General features: G+C 43.3%; 22 protein-coding genes and 1 tRNA gene. 10 read left to right on the top strand and 13 right to left on the bottom strand.

Features of this window, described 5'->3' with window-relative positions; translation table 11 throughout:
• Positions 1 to 351 precede the first annotated feature (351 nt).
• Positions 352 to 1,245, bottom strand: coding sequence for an MlaD family protein (locus JXR92_RS17415; RefSeq protein WP_138344973.1), 894 nt, complete (start codon positions 1,243 to 1,245; stop codon positions 352 to 354).
• 13 nt (positions 1,246 to 1,258) lie between these two features.
• Positions 1,259 to 2,494, bottom strand: coding sequence for an N-acetylmuramoyl-L-alanine amidase family protein (locus JXR92_RS17410; RefSeq protein WP_138344975.1), 1,236 nt, complete (start codon positions 2,492 to 2,494; stop codon positions 1,259 to 1,261).
• 200 nt (positions 2,495 to 2,694) lie between these two features.
• Here JXR92_RS17410 and JXR92_RS17405 point away from each other — a divergent pair, with 200 nt between their 5' ends.
• On the top strand, positions 2,695 to 3,648 hold the full coding sequence (locus JXR92_RS17405) for a transporter (protein WP_009037935.1): 954 nt from the start codon (positions 2,695 to 2,697) through the stop codon (positions 3,646 to 3,648).
• 12 nt (positions 3,649 to 3,660) lie between these two features.
• Here JXR92_RS17405 and JXR92_RS17400 read toward each other — a convergent pair whose 3' ends face one another.
• From JXR92_RS17400 to JXR92_RS17370, 7 genes are all read right to left on the bottom strand, one after another.
• On the bottom strand, positions 3,661 to 3,936 hold the full coding sequence (locus JXR92_RS17400) for a hypothetical protein (RefSeq protein ID WP_226791215.1): 276 nt from the start codon (positions 3,934 to 3,936) through the stop codon (positions 3,661 to 3,663).
• 144 nt (positions 3,937 to 4,080) lie between these two features.
• Positions 4,081 to 4,662: a Crp/Fnr family transcriptional regulator gene (locus JXR92_RS17395; protein WP_005827269.1), complete on the bottom strand. Its 582-nt coding sequence runs from the start codon at positions 4,660 to 4,662 to the stop codon at positions 4,081 to 4,083.
• Positions 4,663 to 4,693: 31 nt separating this feature from the next.
• The gene (locus JXR92_RS17390; protein WP_117599997.1) at positions 4,694 to 5,053 is read right to left on the bottom strand and encodes a DUF3795 domain-containing protein; all 360 of its coding nucleotides are present in this window, start codon (positions 5,051 to 5,053) and stop codon (positions 4,694 to 4,696) included.
• Positions 5,050 to 5,532, bottom strand: a complete 483-nt coding sequence (locus JXR92_RS17385; RefSeq protein WP_138345033.1) for a GNAT family N-acetyltransferase — start codon at positions 5,530 to 5,532, stop codon at positions 5,050 to 5,052. Before JXR92_RS17385 ends, JXR92_RS17390 begins: the two co-directional genes overlap by 4 nt.
• 257 nt (positions 5,533 to 5,789) lie before the next feature.
• Complete coding sequence (locus JXR92_RS17380; RefSeq protein WP_138344977.1) at positions 5,790 to 6,077, bottom strand: hypothetical protein; 288 nt, start codon at positions 6,075 to 6,077, stop codon at positions 5,790 to 5,792.
• A 359-nt stretch (positions 6,078 to 6,436) separates the two neighbouring features.
• Positions 6,437 to 7,408, bottom strand: a complete 972-nt coding sequence (locus JXR92_RS17375; protein ID WP_138344979.1) for a glycosyltransferase family 2 protein — start codon at positions 7,406 to 7,408, stop codon at positions 6,437 to 6,439.
• A 51-nt stretch (positions 7,409 to 7,459) separates the two neighbouring features.
• Positions 7,460 to 7,837 (bottom strand): GtrA family protein, encoded by a 378-nt coding sequence (locus JXR92_RS17370; protein WP_005833184.1) that lies wholly within the window; start codon positions 7,835 to 7,837, stop codon positions 7,460 to 7,462.
• 187 nt (positions 7,838 to 8,024) lie between these two features.
• Here JXR92_RS17370 and JXR92_RS17365 point away from each other — a divergent pair, with 187 nt between their 5' ends.
• From JXR92_RS17365 to JXR92_RS17355, 3 genes are all read left to right on the top strand, one after another.
• Positions 8,025 to 9,752 carry an ArnT family glycosyltransferase gene (locus JXR92_RS17365; protein ID WP_138344981.1) on the top strand — a complete coding sequence of 576 codons (1,728 nt, stop codon included), beginning with the start codon at positions 8,025 to 8,027 and terminating at the stop codon, positions 9,750 to 9,752.
• A gap of 34 nt (positions 9,753 to 9,786) precedes the next feature.
• Positions 9,787 to 10,323 carry an HD domain-containing protein gene (locus tag JXR92_RS17360; protein ID WP_119961171.1) on the top strand — a complete coding sequence of 179 codons (537 nt, stop codon included), beginning with the start codon at positions 9,787 to 9,789 and terminating at the stop codon, positions 10,321 to 10,323.
• A gap of 79 nt (positions 10,324 to 10,402) precedes the next feature.
• Entirely contained in the window at positions 10,403 to 13,180 is a 2,778-nt protein-coding gene (locus JXR92_RS17355) for a putative LPS assembly protein LptD (protein WP_117600001.1), read from the top strand.
• Between the two features lie 3 nt (positions 13,181 to 13,183).
• On the opposite strand, the gene ung is transcribed toward JXR92_RS17355, so the two are convergent.
• Together ung and asnA are read right to left on the bottom strand one after the other, a co-directional pair.
• Positions 13,184 to 13,846 carry a uracil-DNA glycosylase gene (ung, locus tag JXR92_RS17350; protein ID WP_117600002.1) on the bottom strand — a complete coding sequence of 221 codons (663 nt, stop codon included), beginning with the start codon at positions 13,844 to 13,846 and terminating at the stop codon, positions 13,184 to 13,186.
• Positions 13,847 to 13,949: 103 nt separating this feature from the next.
• A complete protein-coding gene (gene asnA, locus JXR92_RS17345; protein ID WP_117600003.1) occupies positions 13,950 to 14,987 on the bottom strand; it encodes an aspartate--ammonia ligase in 1,038 nt (345 codons plus the stop codon).
• Positions 14,988 to 15,199: 212 nt separating this feature from the next.
• Between asnA and JXR92_RS17340 the strand changes: the two genes are divergently transcribed.
• From JXR92_RS17340 to JXR92_RS17320, 5 genes are all read left to right on the top strand, one after another.
• Positions 15,200 to 15,272: transfer RNA gene (locus JXR92_RS17340), tRNA-Arg, on the top strand.
• Positions 15,273 to 15,393: 121 nt separating this feature from the next.
• Positions 15,394 to 16,035, top strand: a complete 642-nt coding sequence (gene msrA, locus JXR92_RS17335) for a peptide-methionine (S)-S-oxide reductase MsrA (protein WP_138344982.1) — start codon at positions 15,394 to 15,396, stop codon at positions 16,033 to 16,035.
• Between the two features lie 6 nt (positions 16,036 to 16,041).
• Complete coding sequence (locus tag JXR92_RS17330; protein ID WP_138344984.1) at positions 16,042 to 16,515, top strand: arsenate reductase/protein-tyrosine-phosphatase family protein; 474 nt, start codon at positions 16,042 to 16,044, stop codon at positions 16,513 to 16,515.
• A 91-nt stretch (positions 16,516 to 16,606) separates the two neighbouring features.
• Positions 16,607 to 17,437 carry a MerR family transcriptional regulator gene (locus JXR92_RS17325; protein WP_118273913.1) on the top strand — a complete coding sequence of 277 codons (831 nt, stop codon included), beginning with the start codon at positions 16,607 to 16,609 and terminating at the stop codon, positions 17,435 to 17,437.
• A gap of 109 nt (positions 17,438 to 17,546) precedes the next feature.
• Entirely contained in the window at positions 17,547 to 18,428 is an 882-nt protein-coding gene (locus tag JXR92_RS17320; protein WP_138344986.1) for an alpha/beta hydrolase, read from the top strand.
• A gap of 404 nt (positions 18,429 to 18,832) precedes the next feature.
• On the opposite strand, the gene JXR92_RS17315 is transcribed toward JXR92_RS17320, so the two are convergent.
• The gene (locus JXR92_RS17315) at positions 18,833 to 19,270 is read right to left on the bottom strand and encodes a PepSY-like domain-containing protein (RefSeq protein ID WP_005833165.1); all 438 of its coding nucleotides are present in this window, start codon (positions 19,268 to 19,270) and stop codon (positions 18,833 to 18,835) included.
• 206 nt (positions 19,271 to 19,476) lie between these two features.
• Here JXR92_RS17315 and JXR92_RS17310 point away from each other — a divergent pair, with 206 nt between their 5' ends.
• The gene (locus tag JXR92_RS17310) at positions 19,477 to 20,103 is read left to right on the top strand and encodes a hypothetical protein (protein ID WP_138344988.1); all 627 of its coding nucleotides are present in this window, start codon (positions 19,477 to 19,479) and stop codon (positions 20,101 to 20,103) included.
• 139 nt (positions 20,104 to 20,242) lie between these two features.
• On the opposite strand, the gene JXR92_RS17305 is transcribed toward JXR92_RS17310, so the two are convergent.
• The gene (locus JXR92_RS17305) at positions 20,243 to 20,998 is read right to left on the bottom strand and encodes an HAD family hydrolase (RefSeq protein WP_138344990.1); all 756 of its coding nucleotides are present in this window, start codon (positions 20,996 to 20,998) and stop codon (positions 20,243 to 20,245) included.
• Positions 20,999 to 21,125: the final 127 nt, after the last annotated feature.

Genomic DNA, 21,125 nt, shown 5'->3' with positions numbered 1-21,125 from the left:
AACGGCTATAAATACATTTATTAATTAAGCATAACTTCTACGATTGCAAAATTGGCAATCTTATTCGAGAAAAACAAATCCTTTTTTTCTTGCGTTTTTAGGGAAAGTAATAAGCTCTTTACTTTCAGCTACTTATCGGTTACTATGAGTATACTCCTTATATAAGGTGTGTTGCATTTATCTAATACTTTGTCATATAGTGGTTTATGTAGCTTTGCGTCTCTTGTTTTCTTTCTGTGCCCAGAGCAGGAAAAAGCCCTTTTTCGCTCCTTGTATAGAGCAAATGAGGGCTTTCCTTTTAATTCCTTTATAGACTTATTATTTAGACAAAATCTATATAACGTCCATCTTTTACTTATCTTTCTTGCCGAATAGGGAGAAATGGACGTATCGTTTCGGATGCGATTTCAAGTCTTCCAATAAACTTGCTGCGTTGGCAGTGGTGGCGTTCAGATTATTATATAGAGAAGGGTCGTTTAGCAAAAGTCCGACGGTATTGTCTTTCTGGTTCAATTTGTCTGTAATCATTTTTACATTGTTCAAAGTTGCGTCTACCTTTTGCATGGCGGCAGCATAATCTATCTCCTTTAAGTTGTTGGAAATGAGTGCAAAGTTGTCTCCAATGGTATTGAGCTTGCCGGTCAGTTGTGGAATATCATCCTTCATTAGAGTTTGCAACTGGCGGCTTGTGACGGCCATACTTGCTGTTAAATCTTGTACGTTATGCAAGGTTGCAGGGATGGCGGGGTCGGCTAGTATGACATTTAAGAATGCGAGGATGGAATCCAGCTTGGGCAGCATCTTCTCTACTTGCGGCATCATGGTGGCAACTTTTTCCATCATTCCGTTGTTCAGCACGCCGGGGATTGTGTCTCCAATCTGGTATTTCTCCCGTGGGTTATTGGCAAGCAGCAGGTTCATCTTTACGCCGCCAAGCATTTCGGCTGCCAGTTCTGCCGTACTTCCTTTGGGAATGCGCAGCTCTGGGTCAACATCTATTTCGGCAACGACTTTGCCCGGTTGGGTATAGTCGTAGTACAAGTCGCGGACAATACCCACGCGGAAGCCGTCGGCAAAGACCGGGCTGGATTTTGTCAGCCCATTGACATTCTGGAATTTCACGTAGAAATAGCTGGAGGGCTTGAACATATTTATCCCTTTCAGGTAGTTGATGCCGTATACCAATATGCAAAGTGCAGCTATGCCTGCTATTCCTATTCTAACTTCTTTTGTAATATACTTCATGATGTATCTTTTGTTATTTATTTCTGTTCTTTTTAAATTCGCTGATGGCTGTGTTGACGTTTATCTTTTCTCCATTCTTGAACGCAATGATGAATGCGTCCTTGAATTTGTCCGTAATGCTACGTTTGCTGCGCAGCACCTTGTTGTAATCGGGTGATGCGCCGTACGTATATTTGTAGATTCCGCCTTCTTTATAATAATCCACGTCTTTCAGTCCTTTCAGTCTTTTGTCATTCTTGGCCAGAGGACGTGAAGAAGTGAGTATCTGTATCTTAAACACGATGCCGCTCTGTTCTGTTTGGGAAACGGCTGCATTTTCTGACCTTTGCGGGCGTTGGGCAGCTTGGTTACTCTCCGCTTGAGGTGCATTTTTCTTTTCCGGTGTCGCTGTAGCTGCGTTGCCTTCTTCTTGAACGGGCTCGGGTACATCCTCCGGAAGAATGGTATTGCTGCTTCCGTTCAACCGGATTTCCTGCTCGCGCTTATAGGTGAGGAAAGCGCGGAAGATACCGTTGGCAAGTGAGGTGGTTCCTGCTTCAGTGTTCAGGTACCGTTCCTCTTCCGGTGTGGAGATGAATCCGAGTTCCACCAGTATGCTTGGCATGGCACTGGCCTTCAATACCAGAAAACCTGCCTGGTGCACGCCCCGATCTGTACGTTTGCAGGTTTGGCGGAAATACTTTTGTACGAGGGAGGCGAGGTGCACACTCTGTGACATGTATTTGTCTTGCATGAATTCGAAGATGATGTAGGACTCTGCCGAGTTGGGATTGAAGCCGGCATACCGCGTCTTGTAGTCGCTTTCGTAGAGGATAACGGCATTTTCGCGCTTGGCTACTTCCAGATTGGCATCCGATTTTGCCAGACCCAGTGTCCAGGTGGAGGCTCCTTTGGCCGTCCGGTTTTTGGCCAGGGCATTGGTATGTATGGAGATGAACAAATCAGCTTTGGCGTTATTGGCAATTTCAGCGCGCCGGTCCAGGGGGATGAATATGTCCCGGTCCCGCGTATAGATAACTTTTACATCAGGGCAGTTCTTCTTGATTTGTTTGCCAAGTTTGAGTGCTACATTCAGGTTGATATTCTTCTCTTTGGAAATTTTTCCCACTGCACCCGGGTCGTGTCCACCGTGTCCGGGGTCTATAACGACAACAAAGTCTTTCGCTTCAGCGCTGCCACTGCAAAAGGGGGAGATAAGCAGCCCTAAGCATATACTTATATATAATATGTATCGTCTGTATAGTTTCATATAATTGTAGCAAAGACAATGCTTCCTTTTCGCTTGGCAAATGTAGTGGAAATTTATAGAAAACTAATGGATTATGTTCAGTTTTATTGTTCTTCTTCTCATTTTTAGTGTAATTAATGTCTGTGTTTGAGTAATTAGTGGCTCAATGTATTGATAATATGCGTAACTTTGCGGCAGATAATTAAAATAGCAAATCAAGTATGCTGGTTCGTTTTATAAAGAACTGGACGTTGCCTTTGGCAATGCTTGCCGGTACTTTGGGATATTTCTTTTTTGCAGACATTCCTTTTGTGGCGCCTGCCAAACCTTATGTGAATGTGTTAGTGGCTTTCCTGACTCCACTTTTGATTTTTTCCCAACTTCTGCTCACTTTCTGTAAGGTGGAGGTGCATGAACTGAAACCCAAATCGTGGCATGGATGGTTACTGCTGTTCCAGACGGTTTCTTGCTTGATTGTTGCGGTATTGTTGGTGTGTTGCCCTATGGAGGAGGTCTACCGGGAAGTGTTTGAAGGTGCAATGGTCTGTCTCATTTGTCCCACTGCAACCGCTGCGGCTGTCATTACCGGTAAACTGGGTGGAAGCGCATCCAGCCTGACGACCTATACGTTGTTGTCCAATCTTCTGGCGGCTGTGGCTGTTCCTTTGGTTTTCCCGTTGGTGGAGCCTCATGCTGACATTACTTTTTTTGTTGCATTCCTGAAAATTCTGAGTAAAGTCTTTCCATTGCTGCTTTGTCCTTTCTTGCTGGCATGGTTTCTGCGTGCGTTTGTGCCGAAGGTGCATCATTTTCTGTTGGGTTTCCATGATGCAGCCTTCTATTTGTGGGCGGTAGCTCTTGCCATTGTCTCAGGGCAGACGGTACGTTCATTGGTCAATAGTGATGCACCGGTATTTGTTGAACTGCTGATAGCCCTGGCGGGACTGATAACCTGCTGTATACAATTCTATTTAGGAAAGAGAATCGGCGGCCATTATGGTGAACGCATCAGCGGAGGGCAGGCGCTGGGGCAAAAGAATACGGTGCTTGCCATCTGGATGGCATATACTTATCTTAATCCGTTATCTTCCGTCGGTCCGGGATCGTATGTGCTGTGGCAGAATATAATCAATAGTTATCAGCTGTGGAAGAAAAGGAAAAATGAGACGGAATAACTACTGAGTATTTTACATCTTATTTGCTTTATGGACATAGAGGGTGGTTGCAACAATTATCAGTACAAATGCCATAATGAGGAATATTATCCGGATAAGACGATGTTTTGAAAATAGGTTGGCCATGCAGGCAGAAGCCACGCTGAAACGGGCTATTATAGAATCAATTGTGACGTTTTCGAAAAAGACTGATGCAATACTCCATAGTGCAATAATGGTTAATATTGCATTGGCTGATAAACAAAGAATTTTATCAAGTGGCATTCTAAATACTTTTCTTGTTCTCATATATAGGACTCTATGTTTTAACTCCTTTCATTCTTGCCTTTCGCTGAATCAGCCAAAGGATAGGGCAAAGATAAAAGAGAACTTCCTAACAGAATCAATATTGTCTTGGAATATTGTTAAATGATTGAATTTCTAAACCTATGTTTATTCTTTGCTGTCAAAACTCTGTTTGTGTCTGATGCGGCTCATGTGAATAGGGGTTATTTTCAAGTAAGACGCAATTTCTTTTAGGGGTACCATTTGTAGGATTTCTGGACATTTTTTAAGAAGTTGGAGATAGCGTTCTTCCGATGTAAATCTGAACAAATCCAAGTAACGTGAATACGACTGAAAAAATAATTGTTCGGCTGCAATGCGGGCTATTCGTTGATTTTCTTTGTTCTCTTCAAATTCTTGTAGAAGTAATTCGGAAGAACAGATGTAGATTCTACATGGGGTTATTGCTTGTATATTCAATTCAGATTTTATGTCGTATAAACAATTGGGATAATCAGAGATAAATTCATTGGCAAAAGAAAAACCTACATTATATGTTTTGTTTTCAGTTTGGTTGATGCAGGTATATTTGATTACACCGGATACAATAAACCCGAAGAAAGAACCGACTTCTCCCTCTCGGAGGATAAACTCATTTCTTTTATAATACCGTAGTTCTCCGTTTCTTAAACACAGTTCCCTAAAAAAGTCAGTGTCTATATTGCCCATGTATGAATTAAAATCTGTCATTTACAACACATGTTTTTCGAAAGGTACAAAATTATTGTTTTATTCCTGATTTTCTGTCATTGTTGGTAAGCTGGTCGTGGACTCTCTCATTATAATACTTTAAAAATTTAACTTCACCTACGTTTTTTAAAAGCTTTTGGTTTTCAATGAAGTTTTGTCCGTATTTTAGCCAACGTTTGGTAAATCTTTTGAATTTAGTACATGGGAAATCAGAACATTGGAAACAATGTGTTATTCCTTTTTCCAAGCAACATAAATGGAATGTTTTACATTTTTCACAGCGAGAGCCATTCTGTTCTGCTCCTTTGCAGGGACTTTTTTCTCTTGTGTATATGGGACAACCACCACAAAAGACACCACAAGCAGGAATACGTCCGTTATACGATTTCATTCAGCCAGCTTTTTCTCCATCCAAAAATTGGTGAGATAAAGTTGGTTGGCTTTGCGTTTCTGTTCCACTTCTACTATATAGCCTCTTTTCTCAAAGAATGGACGGGCTGTCAGGCTTACTTCTGATGTAATTCGCATGATTCCTCTTGTGGTTGCATACCGTTCTATCTCATTTAGAAGTATGGTAGCAATGCCTTTACCTTGAAAATCTTTATGAACAAACATAGAATGCAAATATCCTTGGTGGGTAATGGATGAAAAGCCGACAATCTGTGACTGTTGATTGGTTGCCACAATAAAATAATGTGTCTTAATCATGTCTTTTATGCGGGAGAGGTCGTTTCCGCACGATGCCCAATCTGCCACTTCTGCTTCTGAATAGTCACGCTTGTTTATATGGAGGACTGTCTCTTGAAACAAACTCATAAGTTCAAGGGCATCAGACCGTTGGGCAATTCTAATTGTAAAATCTGTATTCATGTTTTTAAGTGCTAAAATGTATGCTTTTAGATGTTCCATGTTCTAACAGAAAGTCTTTCAATGTATTTATTGTGTTTGCAAAGATAATCTTTTCATTTCTAATTTATTGGTTTAGGAAAATCAAGTTGTTGATTCTCTGCTTCGAATATAAAAAGCATGCGAATTTTTTATGAAGCATGGAAATCTGCTTTCAATCGCCAGCCAATGGCTGATGAGTTTAACCGGGTAGATTTCTTGCCAATTGGTTTCAGACCTGCTTATAAGAACAATTTATAACAAAGTACTCCCAATAAAAGCAAGACTAAAGCACATGCTGCAAGAATCGTCTTTGCCCTGAATAGATGTTCTTTATCTGACAATTCCTTTTCAGTAGTATTTCTTCGGATTTTTTCTATTTCCTCAATGGTTACATCGGCTCTCTCAGGACCTTTTCTGTCTACAAGGTATTCGTAGTGTTCCCGCATCCGTCCTCTGCTCAGCTTGCGAAGAGCACGGTTCTCTTTATCCCTTTGTAGCATGTCATTGATGCAGCCTAATGTTCCCATAAGCAGATTTTTATCATGTGTAAGCAAAATGGTTTGCTTGCACGTGTACTAAGATACGGCATTTATGTCGCTTTCGCAAGCGATTTGGTGTTTTTTTGATATAAACTGATGTGACGATACGATTTTGATGGTTATGTTAACTCATTGTCTGCCAGAGAGTAATTTTGCCAACCCATTGCCATGCTTTTGGCAAACTTTTGCCATGCCTATGGCAAAGTCTTGCCAATAGGGTGGCAAAATCTTGCCAACTTGTCGGCAAGAAAGACACATACTGTTCCCTATACCTTTATTATAGTGTGATAGCGTGATAAGTGTTTTTCCTTTTTTAAACTTTTGTGTAGAATGATGATGGGCTTCTTTTATTCTGTTTTGCCGGATGGCATCAGAAGCTCTTCTTCATTGTAGCGCGGTCGATCCTTCACCTCAATGTATATTTTGCCGATGTATTCGCCCACAATTCCCAAGGACACAAGTATCACGCCTCCTACCAACCAGACGGAAATCATCAGTGATGACCATCCGGGAACGGTGTTATGCTGTGTGTAGGAGTGAAGTGTCCATCCGGTGACACATAGTGCCACAAGAATAAAGATGCAGCCTATCCAAAAAATCATACGGACCGGTTTGACGGAAAAAGAAGTGATGCCGTCAATGGCAAAGTTGAGCATCTTCCGGAAAGGATACTTTGATTCTCCGGCAAAGCGTTTTTCACGGTTGTAATACACGCAGTCCGTCCGGTAGCCGATGAGAGGAACCAATCCGCGAAGAAAAAGGTTGCGTTCCCGGAAACAGCATAGGTGCTGTACGGCTCTTTGGCTCATCAGGCGGTAGTCAGCATGGTTGTAGACGGATTTTACCCCCATTGCTTTCATCAGCCGATAAAAGACTAAAGCGGTGTTACGTTTGAAGAAAGTGTCGGTCTTCCGTTCTTTACGTACGCCATAAACGATGTCATTGCCCGCTTTATAGCTGTTTATCATGTCCGGAATCACCTGGATGTCATCTTGCAAGTCTGCATCAATGGAGATGGCTATCTCGCAACGGTCTTTTACTGCATTGAGTCCTGCCAGCAGGGCATTCTGGTGTCCTACGTTTCCTGCCAGGTTCAGTCCGCAGGCATAGGCCGTATGCTGGTGCAGTTCTTTGATGATAGCCCATGTCTGGTCGGTGCTTCCGTCGTTTACATATAATATATAGCTTTCCGGGGAAATTTGTCGGGCTTGTATCAGCCGGTCGAATAATTGGCTCAATCGTTTATGGGTTTCATGCAGCACTGCCTCTTCTTTGTAGCAAGGTACGACAACGGCGAGTATGGGAGAGTTTTCCATCATAGAACAAATCTTTTTGCAATATTCGTAAGAAATCGGGAGAAAAACAAATTATCACTCTTTTCTTTTGAAAACGAAACGTACGAGTAAGAAGTTGACCGGAATGGCGATGGCGAAAACCGGAATGGGGGCCAGAGGTTTGGGGATGCCCATCCAGAGAGAGAGGTTCAGCAACCCCATGTGTAGCAGATAGCTGCATAAGTGTGCCCCTCCAAATCCGAAGGCTTTTCTCCATGAGGGCTTTCGGCCGAAGGTAAAGTAAGCAGTCAGATAGAAATTGGCGATGAAGCTGAGAGCATATCCCAGTGTATAGGCTATGTTTACATTGATAACCCGTTGTAATACAAAATACAATCCGTAGTGCAGAGCTGTCGCAAAGATGCCCACCATTACGAAGCGTACAAATTCCGGTAGTTGTTTCAGCCGCTTCATCTTAACATTAAATATCTACTCTCTGTTGCCATTATCATTGGGGCGGCAAAGTTAGGCATTGTTTCAGAATTATTTGTAATTTTGCTTTGCGAAATTAAGCTGCATCTCAGCAAATTGCAAATAAATTTGCATCTGCTTTCGGTTTGCGCTATCTTTGCGTCCAGAAAACATAAAAAACAAATAAGGTATGTCGGACAGAAAGAAGGCGTTCTGGTTTATTGCGCTGCTGAGTGTGCTTGTGGTTGTTCCCTTTCTGGGAGAAACCATTTTTTATTCCAAGGGGGAACCGCGGGAGGCGATTGTTGCCCTTTCTATGCTGGAAAGTGGAAACTGGATACTTCCGGTGAACTATGGTACTGATATTGCTTATAAACCCCCTTTCTTCTACTGGTCAATAGCTGCCGTCTCTTCCCTTTTTGGAGAGGTGACGGAGTTTTCCGCCCGTTTCCCGTCTGCATTGGCTTTTTTAGCCATGCAGTTGATGTTCTTTGCCTTTGTGGCAAAACGTAAAAACGTTCAAACGGCGTTTCTGGCCTCTATTCTTCTTTTGTCTTCTTTCGAGGTGCATCGGGCGGCTGTCGCTTGTCGGGTCGATATGGTTCAGGTTGCCTTTATCGTTATTTCCCTTTGTCTGCTGTTCCGCTGGGATGAGAAGGGATGCAGCGGAGTGCCCTGGCTTGCGGTGTTGCTGATGGGATGTGCCACGTTGACCAAAGGGCCGGTAGGCTCCATATTCCCTTGCGCATGTATCGGTGTGTATCAGTTGTTGCGCGGACGTTCTTTCTGGAAAGCGTTTTTCTCGTTGGCAGGTATCGGCTTGCTTTCTTTTGTTCCTTATTTAGCTTGGGTATACGTAGCTTACAGACAAGGTGGACAACCGTTCCTCGATTTGGTTCTGGAGGAGAATACCGGGCGGTTTATGGGCAAAATGTCCTACGAGTCCCATGAAAATCCTATATGGTATAATTTCCTGACTTTGATTTGGGGGTGGATCCCCTGGACGTTGGTTCTGGTAATTTCCTTGTTTGGCTTGAAGTGGAAAAATATGCGTTGTCTGCCGGAAGGGGAGACCCTGCTGTTGCGGTTGAAGAAGGGCTGGACTGCTTTCCGCAACCAGTCTCCGGTACAATTGTTCACGTGGCTGGTCATTCTGATAATCTTTGTCTTCTACTGCATCCCCAAGAGTAAGCGGAGCGTTTATCTGCTTCCCATCTATCCGTTTATGGCAGTGCTGATAGCTGAGTATCTGTTGGCTTTGGTACAAAAGGGGGCACGAGTTTTCAGGATTTGTGCAATCATCTTTGCTTCTTTGGGCTTGTTGCTTACGCTTGTTTTTGTCGTAGTTCGTCTCGGCCTGGTTCCCGACAGCGTTTTTGGAAGCGGACGTCATGCCGCTGAGAATGTAGCCTTTATGCATGCGTTGGAGGATGTGGCTTTGTCTGTTCCCAAGTGGCTCCTGGTGGCGCTTCCCGTAGTAGCTGCTGTCTGCACATCACGCATGGTGGTTAAGCGTGCGGATAGCCGGTCATTATTATATGGTATAGCAGGATGTATGCTTTGTCTTTTCGTATCATTGGATTCTGTTTATCAACCGACGGTGCTGGCTGTGAAATCTGATAAACATCTGGCTGAAAGGATCAATATGTATGTTCCGGAAGGTATGGTCTATTCTTACTCGAAAATGAGCTTTTATGGTGTTAACTTCTATCTGAAAGACCGCATGCGGCACATTGAAAAGGAACGTCCGTCCGGCGGGGAGGGATATTTGTTGGTTCCTGTAAAGGAGGAGGAGAATATGTTGGGAGAGCTGGAACAGACGTATCATCTGGAAAAGATATTCCGTACAGACAGACGCAGTTGTGATATGCGTAATGAAATCTGTATGTATAAATTCAGGGTGATTGACAATTCATAACCCATAACTTATAACTCATAACTCATAACTTAAAATGAATCCGATAGATATCATTAACAAATATTATCCGGAAGAGAATGAGTTGCGGCATATACTGTTGACGCACAGCCGTTCCGTAGCCGACAAGTCGTTATGGATTGCCGACCGCCATCCGGAACTTTCATTGGATAAGGATTTTCTGTACGAGGCTGCCATGCTGCACGATATAGGCATTTTTCTTACAGATGCGGCAGGTATCCATTGTTTTGGTGACAAGCCTTATATCTGTCACGGTTATTTGGGAGCCGACTTGATGCGTGGCGAAGGATATCCCCGCCATGCTTTGGTTTGTGAACGCCATACGGGTGCCGGACTTTCATTGAAGGAAATCATTGCGCAGGATTTGCCTGTGCCTCATCGTGAAATGGTTCCGGTCAGCTTGGAAGAACAAGTTATCTGTTTTGCCGATAAGTTTTATTCAAAAACTCATTTGGAAAAGGAGAAAAGTGTAGAAAAAGCCCGTAAAAGTTTGGAACGTTATGGTGAAGAAGGGGTACGGCGCTTTGATAATTGGTGCGAACAGTTCTTGTAGCAATCTAAATTTCTTTAAAAAGGGAGATTATCCGTATAAATTATGTACTTTTGCCCCTCCAAGCGTAAACTATTAGTTAATGACGCCATTGAAAGCAAATACATTCATATCATTCATACTACTATTCGTCTTGCTTCTTCTCTCTGGTGGAGCTGCTTCTCAGCATCGTAGAGGGAAGGTTGTACCTCCGGATACCCAACGGACGGATTCATTGCAACGTGGCGACACCTTGCAGGTGGGAGACACTTTACAACATGGGGCGGGATTGCCCAATGACTCGTTGCGACAAGATACGATAGCTCCCCCTCCTCCCAAGAAGGATGCGCTGGATGCTCCCGTCGCTTATGAAGCCAATGACTCCATTGTGTTTACACAGAGTGGTTTTGCTCATCTTTACGGTCAAGGGAAAGTGAGTTATCCAGGAGCTGATTTGGAAGCTGAGATTATTTCTATGGATATGGATAATAGCACGGTTTTTGCTCGTGGTGTAGTCGATTCTGTAGGGACAGCTAAAGGACGTCCGGTTTTTAAAGATGGAGACACCTCTTACGAAACTGACACTATCCGTTATAACTTCAAGAGTAAAAGAGGGCTTATCAGTAATGTTGTTAGCCAGCAGGGTGAAGGGTATGTGACCGGTAACAATGCAAAAAAAGGAAATAATGATGAGCTTTATATGAAAAGTGGGCGTTACACGACTTGTGATCATCATGATCATCCTCACTTTTATATGCAGATGACCTATGCCAAAGTGCGTCCGAAAAAGAATGTAGTGACGGGACCTGCCTATCTGGTTGTAGAGGATGTACCGCTCCCTCTTGCCGTTCCGTTTTTCTTTTTTCCGTTCTCAAGCAGTTACCAGTCTGGTTTTCTGATGCCTACCTATATGGATGACTCTAATCGTGGTTTTGGTCTTACTGACGGTGGATACTATTTTGCCATCAGTGATCAAATGGATTTGAAGCTGAGGGCGGATATCTTTACGAAAGGCTCTTGGGCGCTTAATATGGAGTCGAACTATGTGAAGCGTTATAAATATTCCGGTTTGCTTCAGGCGAGCTATCAGGTGACTAAGACCGGTGACAAAGGCTTGCCCGACTACTCAGTTGCCAAAGACTTCAAAGTGGTGTGGTCTCATCGGCAGGATCCTAAAGCAAATCCTAATTCTACTTTTTCTGCCAGTGTGAACTTTGCTACTAGTAGTTATGAGCGTACCAATATTGACAATATGTACAATTCGCAGGCTATGTCTCAGAATACCAAGACTTCCAGTGTCAGCTATTCGCGCAACTTTCCTGATCAGCATTTGAATATTTCCATGTCAAGTAATATTGCACAAAGTATGAAAGACTCTTCTATTGCTGTGACTTTGCCTGACATGACCATTTCCTTGAGTACTATTTTCCCTTTTAAACGTAAACATGCTGTTGGAGATGAAAGGTGGTATGAGAAGATTTCAGTACGTTATACCGGTCGTCTGAAGAACAGCATCAAGACGAAAGACAATCTGTTGTTCAAAAAGAACTTGATACGCGATTGGGAGAACGGTATGCAGCATGAGATTCCTGTAAGTGCCACGTTTACTTTATTCAAATACTTCAATGTTACACCTTCTGTGAATTATACAGAGCGTTGGTACACCCGCAAGGTGAAGAAGGACTGGGACGATGAGCAAGGCAAGGAGGTAAACGATACGACTTACGGTTTTCACCGTGTGTATGACTACAGTGCCAGTTTGGGTATCAACACTAAACTTTATGGTATGTACAAGCCGCTGTTCATGAAGAAGAAGGAGATACAGATCCGTCATGTCATTACCCCCTCTATCAGTTTCAGCGCTGCGCCCGATTTTACTTCATCCCGTTATGGCTATTACGATTCTTATATAAAGGATCAGAATGGTGTCCGTGATACTGTGCAGTATTCTTATTATGCTGGTCAGGTATTCACTCCGCCAAGTGGGGGAAAGCAGGGACTTATCAGTTTCAATATCTCTAACAACCTTGAAATGAAGTTCAAGGATAAGAATGACTCTATCCGCAAGGTGAGCCTGATTGACGATTTGACTATGGGTATCAGTTACAACACAGCTGCCCAGGTGCGTCCTTGGAGTGACTTGACCTTTAATCTTCGTCTGAAGTTGAGTAAGAGTTATACTTTGAGTATGAACTCTACCTTTGCCACTTATGCCTACGAGTTTGACGAGAACGGAAGGGTGGTGCCCGGTAACCGTACAGAATGGTCTTATGGTCGTTTTGGCCGTTGGTCTGGATATGGTACATCCTTCAGTTGGACTGTGAACAATGATTCGTGGAAGAAGATAAGGAACTTCTTTACCGGTCAGAAGGATGATGAGGAGCAGGACCAGGATCAGAATGCTTCGACGGAGGAAGACGGTGATATGGAGGGGGAAGCCACTGAGGGCGGTGCTCCGAAGAAGAAGACTGAGAAAGCTGCTGCTGACGCTGACGGTTATCAGGTATTCAAGATGCCTTGGTCAATCAATTTTAGTACTGGTTTTAATATTACGGAAGACACCAGTAAGCCCATTAATCGTAAGAACATGCGCTATCCGTACAAATTCAGCCTGAATTCCCTTAATATAAACGGTAACGTCAAGCTTACCAATAAATGGGCTGTCAGCTTCAATTCCGGTTATGACTTCAATGCGAAGGAGATAACGCAGACCGCTTTTAACATCACACGTGACCTACACTGTTTCAGCATGACGGCTGCCATATCACCTTTCGGACGATGGAAATACTATAACTTTACCATTCGTGCCAATGCAAGTATCCTGCAGGACTTGAAATGGGAACAGAGAAGCCAGACTCAGAGTAATATTCAGTGGTATTGATGTTTACCAAACGATTTCCTTTTCCCCGTGCTCTCTCAGGTAATCATTCGTTTTGCTGAAATGCTTGTTCCCGAAGAAGCCGTTATAGGCGGATAGGGGAGATGGATGTGCCGAGGTAAGTACCAAATGTCGGTTACGGTCGATGAATGCCCCTTTGCGTTGGGCATAGGCTCCCCAAAGAATAAATACAAGATGCTCTTTTTCTTCGGCGAGAATGCGGATGGCCGCATCTGTAAATGTTTCCCAACCGCGGTTTTGGTGAGAACCGGCTTGGTGTGCACGTACGGTGAGGGTAGCATTGAGCAGCAATATGCCTTGCTCTGCCCAGCGTGTCAGATTTCCGGTAGTGGGGGCATCAGTGCCAATGTCATTTTTTATTTCCTTGAAAATATTAAGTAGGGAAGGAGGGAAGGGAACACCATCATTTACGGAGAAGCAAAGTCCGTGTGCTTGTCCCGGACCATGATAGGGGTCTTGACCGATTATCACGACTTTTACTTTGTCAAAAGGGCATAGGTTGAATGCATTGAATATCAGCTTTCCCGGAGGATATATGGCATATTTCCCATATTCGTCCCGTACAAAATCAGTCAATGTACGGAAATAATCTTTCTCAAATTCAGGTTGCAGATGTGCTTTCCAGCTTTCTTCTATTTGAACATTCATAATTGGATCTGTTAGTAGTTTCGGATGCTAAAGTACAAAATAAAAAATAAAGTCCAACCTTTTGAGGGTTGAACTTTATATTATATGACGGGATAAATGTATATCAAATCAGGTGTATATTGTGTTCCTTACACTCTTTGCGCATATCTTCTGGCCAGATACTGGCTTGTATCTCACCGATATGCGCCTTGCGCAGATAGAACATACAGAGACGGGACTGTCCTATACCGCCGCCGATGGAAAGCGGCAGTGTATCATTCATCAAGCGTTTGTGGAAGTAAAGTTCCAGACGTTCCTCTTCGCCTTCCTCTTTGAGCTGGTGAAGCAGGGCTTCCTTGTCTACACGGATACCCATGGAGGAAAGTTCGATGCTGCGTTGCAGGATGTGGTCCCATAGCAAGAGGTCACCGTTCAGTCCGGGGAGGTCGTTCAGTCCTTTGCTGGTATAGTCATCATAGTCCGGAGCACGTCCGTCATGTTTCTTTCCGTCGCTCAGCTTGCATCCGATACCGATGATGAACACCGCACCGTATTTCTTGCAAATGGCATGTTCGCGGCATTTGGGTTCCAAGTCCGGATATAGTTGGCGCAATTCTTCGGCATGAATAAAGTGAAGTTTCTGGGGCAGGCAAGGCTTGATTTGCGGATACATCTCATATACCATATATTCTGTGCGCACCATGGCTGCATAGATACGGGTTACTATCTCCTTGAGGAATTCCACATTGCGGTCTTCGGCAGTAATGACGCGTTCCCAGTCCCACTGGTCTACATAAAGGGAATGCAGATTACCCAGCTCTTCATCGGCACGGATGGCATTCATGTCTGTGTAGATGCCATATCCTGGTTCGATATGATATTCGGCAAGCGTGAGGCGTTTCCATTTGGCGAGGGAGTGTACCACTTCAGCTTTGGCGTCACCCAAATCTTTGATAGGGAAAGTCACGGCACGTTCCACTCCATTGAGGTCGTCATTGATACCCATTCCTTTCAATACGAACAGTGGAGCTGTCACACGTCGCAGGCGCAGTTCGGAAGAGAGGTTTAATTGGAAAAACTCTTTAATTTGTTTAATCCCTAATTCAGTCTGTTTTAGGTCCAATAAAGGTTTGTAACCTTCAGGTGTTATCAGGTAGCTCATAAATCTATTCAGTATAACTTCTATTAAATTGCTCGGCAAAGATAGGAATAATATTGATACTTGCTTCTGTTTTGTGAAAAAAAATAGCAAAATGTTTGTATAATTGCGGTTAGTCTTCTCAAAGTAATAATAAAAATATTCCTCGGTTTGATATAAAAAGCGTTTGAATGTTAGGAATCTGCTAATTTTTTTATACTTTTGCATCCACATTTGGCTCCGTAGCTTAGTGAATAGAGCGTCAGATTCCGGTTCTGAAGGTCGTGCGTTTGAATCGCACCGGGGTCACAAAGAAAGGAACTCCCTTTGCATGAATACTTTGCAAAGGGAGTCCTTTTTTATACAATACATCCAGAAAAGTCAACCATACGGTTCTCTTTCTTGTTATAATTTCCATAGAGGCAGAGGTATGAAACAAATAATATTTATTTTTGCAATGTTAATGATTGGTCTGTCCTATGCCGGTAAGCCGGAAGGACGGTCAGAAAGGAGAACAGACATGAAACCAATGAAAGAGATTTATCTGGCAGGAGGATGTTTTTGGGGTACCGAACATTTCCTGAAACAAATAGAAGGTGTGGAGGCTACCCAGGTGGGATATGCCAATGGAAATATAGCCAATCCTACCTATCAGCAGGTATGTACCGGCACCACGGACTTTGCCGAAACCGTAAAAGTACAGTATGACGCCGATAAGGTGGACTTGCCTTTCCTTATCGACCTTTATTTCAAAACGATTGACCCTACCAGCCTCAATAAGCAAGGAGGTGATAGAGGTACACAATATCGCACGGGTATCTATTATACGGATACCGCCGACCTGCCCGTTATTCGTGAAACTGTTGACCGGCTGGCTGCCAACTACTCCCGTCCGTTGGTGGTAGAGATAGAGCCTTTGAAGAACTTCTATCCCGCCGAAGATTATCATCAAGACTATCTGGACAAAAATCCGGGTGGATATTGCCACATTAACCCCGCCTTGTTCGACTTGGCGCGTAAAGCGAAGATGAAGAAAGAAGGAGATGGCGAGTATTTAAATCAGGAAAAGTAACGGATAATGGATATACTGTTAATAAGTAATGAAGATACGTGCCGCAGCCGTATCGCGCAGGAACTCCTGCATGCATTTGGCAGGGGGATGAATATCTCTACGGCAGGAATTATGGAGGGGAACTGCGTTCCCGATGCCGTGTGCAATGTGATGGAACAGAATGGTTTCAGCGTATCTCGCAAGAAACCCTCTGGTGTCGGGACCTATACGCACCGGTCATGGGACTACGTGATTACCCTATGTAAAGAAGCCGGAGAAGAACTGAAATTTATCACTCTGGATGCCAAGCAGCAGGTGCATTTTGATTTTGAAGATCCCTTTAAAAATCGTTTTCAAAATGAAAGTGAGCAGGAGCAACAAGTTGCCGCACTCTATGAAATCATGTACCGGCGGCTGTATGAATTTTACCGTAATGAACTGAGCGAGCAGCTGTTGCCTCGTTGTACGTGCGGTGCAAATACCTATTGCCGTTGCGAATAGTGAAATATGTGTTTTTTTTTGAAGCAATCTCTTGACTCGTACCTAAGGGCAGGACCTATCTTTGCATCATAAACAAAATGCGCATGAGTTTATGAAGAATAAAATGAAGTTTAAAATCGGAGAGTTTTCCAAACTTTGCCAAGTGACCGTTAAGACGCTTCGTCATTATGAAGAGATAGGATTGATGATACCCGTTGAAGTGGATGAGTGGACGGGGTATCGCTATTACGACATCAGCCAGCTCCGGTGTATGAGCCGTATTGTTTACCTTAAGCAATTAGGGTTCAGCCTCGAAGAGATATCCGAGTTGTTTGCCGATGGCAAGGAATTTCCGGATGCTGAATTGTTGAAGGTTAAAATAGAACGTTGCAAAAACGAGATTGAACACTTGATATGGCGGCAGACCGAACTTGCCAAATTGGAAAATTTACTCCATAAACAAGAGAATGTTATGGAAAAAGTGTTTAAGAAATCCCTCCCTTCAAGAATTTTTGCTACCCATCGCCGTAAAATAGACTCTTATCAGGAGCTGTTCAATCTTTGTCCGAATATCATCGGGCCTGAAATGTACCGTTTGGGTTGTGAATGTCCTGCCCCGGAATATTGTTTCACGGTGGAATATAATGAGGAATATGGGGTTGATATTGATATCGAGTTTTTTGAAGCGGTGGCTGAACGCAAGGAAGATTCGGAGCTGATTAAATTCAAGGAACTTCCGGAAGTACCGGTTGCGCTCTGTGTCAACCATTACGGTGCTTATGAGCATATGCCCGAAACTTTCGCCGAGCTTTTTGCGTATGCCGAGGCAAATGGATACGAGGTTATTGACCGTCCCCGGTTTTGCCATATTGACGGCATTTGGAACAAAGAAACGGTGGATGAATGGATGACGGAAATTCAGTTGCCCATCAAACCTTCTTAATCAGCCTTTGATTTCTGCGGAAAGCTTTCAACCGTGAGAATACCCTAAAAATAGGGATAGGTAGTCAACTTATTTCCTGCGAACTTTGCAGACTGAAAAAAGAATTGAAATGAGAAGCCTGCATATTCTGTTCATATTGGTAGTTGTCACTTGGCTCGGTTTTCTGCTGAGAGCGCAAGAAGCTATTTCTATCGGGACTCGCCACACTTTGTTTTCGCATGTCTTGAATGAGGTTAGGGAGTATTGGGTGTATGTACCTGCAATCCGCCCGGGTGAAAAAGAGGAAAGTTATCCGGTTCTTTATTTGCTGGACGGTGATTCTTTTTTTCATTCGGTGGTAGGTTTTACTCGCTTGTTTTCCACCTCCAAAGTTTCTTCCTTACCGCCCTGTATCGTTGTGGCTGTCCTGAATACAGACAGAACCAGAGACTTTACGCCAACCTGTTCCGCTGCCCGGCGTGACGGAACTGTCCGTCCGGGCGATAAACCGGAAGGGGGTGGGGCAGGACAATTTTGCCGTTTTCTGACGGAGGAGCTACGCCCCGCAGTAGAACAAGACTTGCCGGTGAATGGACAACACTTGTTGGCCGGACATTCTTATGCCGGGTTGTTCACGCTGCATGTTTTGCTGAATTATCCCGGTGCATTTGATACATACATCGCCATAGACCCCAGTTTATGGTGGGATAAAGGATATTTTCAGAAACAGGTAGAACGGCAGGTAGATAAGGTTGACTTTTCAGGAAAGCAACTGTATGTTGCGTTTGCCACTCAGCCGCGTCCTGATAGGAAGCTGATCCACTTTCCTCTGACAGATGATTTTATAGGGAGTGCAGTTCCTCGTATGGAGAAGCGGCATTTGCGGGTGGTATTAAAAAAGTTCCCGGAAGAGACGCATGGAACGGTTGCTCTTCCGGGATTTTATGACGGACTGAAAACGTTGTTCTTCCGTTCTGCGGTTGGAATTTCTCTGCCGAACAAACCTCTCTGAAAAAAACTCTATTTTTCAGTAAGCTGAATGATATGGCCATTGTACTAAGGGGACTACCTATACGATGGTGAGGTCTGCCAAAATCCTGAAAGCGTCATAGCCTGAGTTGCCTTCCGGCAGAAAGCGCCGAGAAGCGCCGTTTCCTTATAAATCAGTATTTTCAGCTCCGGAGAAGGTTGAGTGTCCTTCTCCGGACACACTGATTAAAAAACTGCAAAAGTGCAGCCGGGGCTTCGTTGACTCCGGGCAATTGGAATAGTAGTACAACCACTGTTGTACAATGAGCGCAGCACCATATGCCCTGCTACCGTACGGAAGTGTATAAAAAAAAGAGTTGCCTGGAGAAACCCTCTCCAAGCAACTCTTTTCAGCTTCTTGATACTTTATAAAAATCTTTCTTGTCATCAATCGTCAATGTCAATCACCCTCATTTTAGAGTCAAATGTAATTTCCCAACGATTAGACAACTTTATCTCATACTCATTGTCATCGTACTCAATCTGAAGAATTCTTGCATCCGGATAATTGGTCTTTACATAGTTACGTATCGCTTCCGGTACAATCTGTGCAGGAACTTCACTTTGTCTGCATCGTACCTCCTTCCATTCTCCCGATTTATCAAATTCTACCTTCTCCCCATTCGTGAACACCACATCATAGCTTTTATAAAACATTCCCGACTCTAATTTAGCCATTGCCACCTTATGGTCTTTAAAGTAAGTCTTAATAAATGTCTGCGCCTTCGCGGGCAACTGGCTCACCTCTATCGGCTTATCATTATCCGCCATTACCATTGTATGCACTGCAAACATACAAACCAACATCATAACTAACTTTTTCATACTTCTCTATTTTTTAATAATTAATACTTTATTTGTTTTTTGTATTGCAAAGATGAGAAGGAAATCTGGAAAGAATTGGGAAAAAAACTCTATTTTTGGAAATGAAAAAAAAAAAATCTATTTTGAAAATGGGTGTTGTGGCTCTTCACCTATGAATTTTTGTTTGCAATGAATATTATTTAAAGACACAATAGACTATTATGGCTATGAAAATATTAAATCAGTTTATCGATGATTTTGTAGGTGTTTTCCAATATCGGTTTATGGATACCTTTCAATATTTTAAAGAAAGGAAGAAAAGTGAATATTTAGGAGATAGATTTGAGGAATGGGTTGTGAAGAACTCCAATATTAGTAAAGATGGTTATTCGGATCTATGTGATAAGAAAATATTTTGGCGGCTTTTAGATTGGAGAGGTGATAAATACATTGAGGGTTATAGGCCTCTGTCTTCATCATCTCCGGATTTGTTGATGGAGTGTGTTACCACAGCGAGTACCATTCATGAAGTTGGAGATATTATAGCTGTAGAATGTAAATGGCGAAGTAAGATAGGTTTTTATCTCGATATAAGAGACATTGAAAAGTACGAGAGGTATATGAATTCTAATCTGTTGAGCCGTCCGGTAAAAAACTTGTTTTATGTTTTTGGCTTTGGATGGTGTGGTGATGGTCCGGAATCTGTTTATGTAGTTCCTGCCAGAGAATTGTACGATTATGATAAAGATACCTGTAGAATAACGTTCCCTATTAAAGAAACCGAGAAGGAGAAAATGGGTAGATTGGAGCGCTTTAAGAAGAAAGACAATAGATGCCTTCTGTACATCAAGTAATGACATTTAGAGCGATACGGCAGAATGTTAGATATTGATTAAACTATAAAAATCAGTAAAGTACTACTGTATACCGATAAAGTATGCAGTAGTACTTTGTTATATAAACTCGAATCAACTGTTATTGTTTGGGTCGCCGTCAATCTTTGTGGCGAAGGCTATTACTGGCATCTAATGCGGTTTGCAACCTTTCCCAGTCGTCACAAAGCGCCTGCATGGAAGGAAACAATAAATCAGCTCCGGCATCCAGTAATACCTGCTTGTCCAGTGGACCTGTATTGACTGCTACAGTGAATATGCCTGCTGCTGTTCCGGCTTGTACTCCGATAGGTGCATTTTCTACAACTATAGCTTCATTGGCTTGTACTCCGGCTTTTTCCAGTCCCATCAAATAAGGCTCAGGATGGGGCTTCCCGTATTTCACATCAAAGGCGGTCACCATGTGGTCGCGCTGAAACATACCGGGGAAGTTATGGGCAAGGCGGTTCAGCAGGGAGTGTTGGCCCGAACCGGTGACAAGTACCGGAGTAAGTCCTGCCGCTTTTACCTTTTGCAGTACTTCCCAAGCACCCGGCATACGTTCCGGTTCCGGGTGGGTACTGAATTCGGCACTTTTCTCTGCATAGATGCTTTCTATCATCTCGGGAGTGGCATCCTTGCCATACTGGCGTTGATAAACGATATTGATGGTGGAGGCTCCGGTACGTCCCTCGTGCATGTATGCCTCTTCACGGCTCAAGTGCAGGCCATGGCGTTTCATTACTTTATGCCAGGCATCGGCATGGTAGGGCATGGAGTTGAACAGTACGCCGTCCATGTCAAAAAGAACTGCTTTCAATTGGATGTTGGAATGCCCGTGCTTTTCCAGATAACGGGCGATAGAGTTTTCGAACACTTGGTAGATTGAGGATTAAAAATTAAGAAATGCAGGGTAAATAAATTGAGAGTTGAAAATCGGGAAACGGCTTTTCATTGCGCTTATTGCACAGTCATTTCTCAATTCTCAACTCTCAATTCCTGAT

Source organism: Bacteroides parvus, assembly GCF_017309675.2.
Taxonomy (GTDB): Bacteria; Bacteroidota; Bacteroidia; order Bacteroidales; family Bacteroidaceae; genus Bacteroides; species Bacteroides uniformis.
Note: the sequence above shows the minus strand (reverse complement) of the source record. Positions and strands in the feature narration are given on the sequence as shown.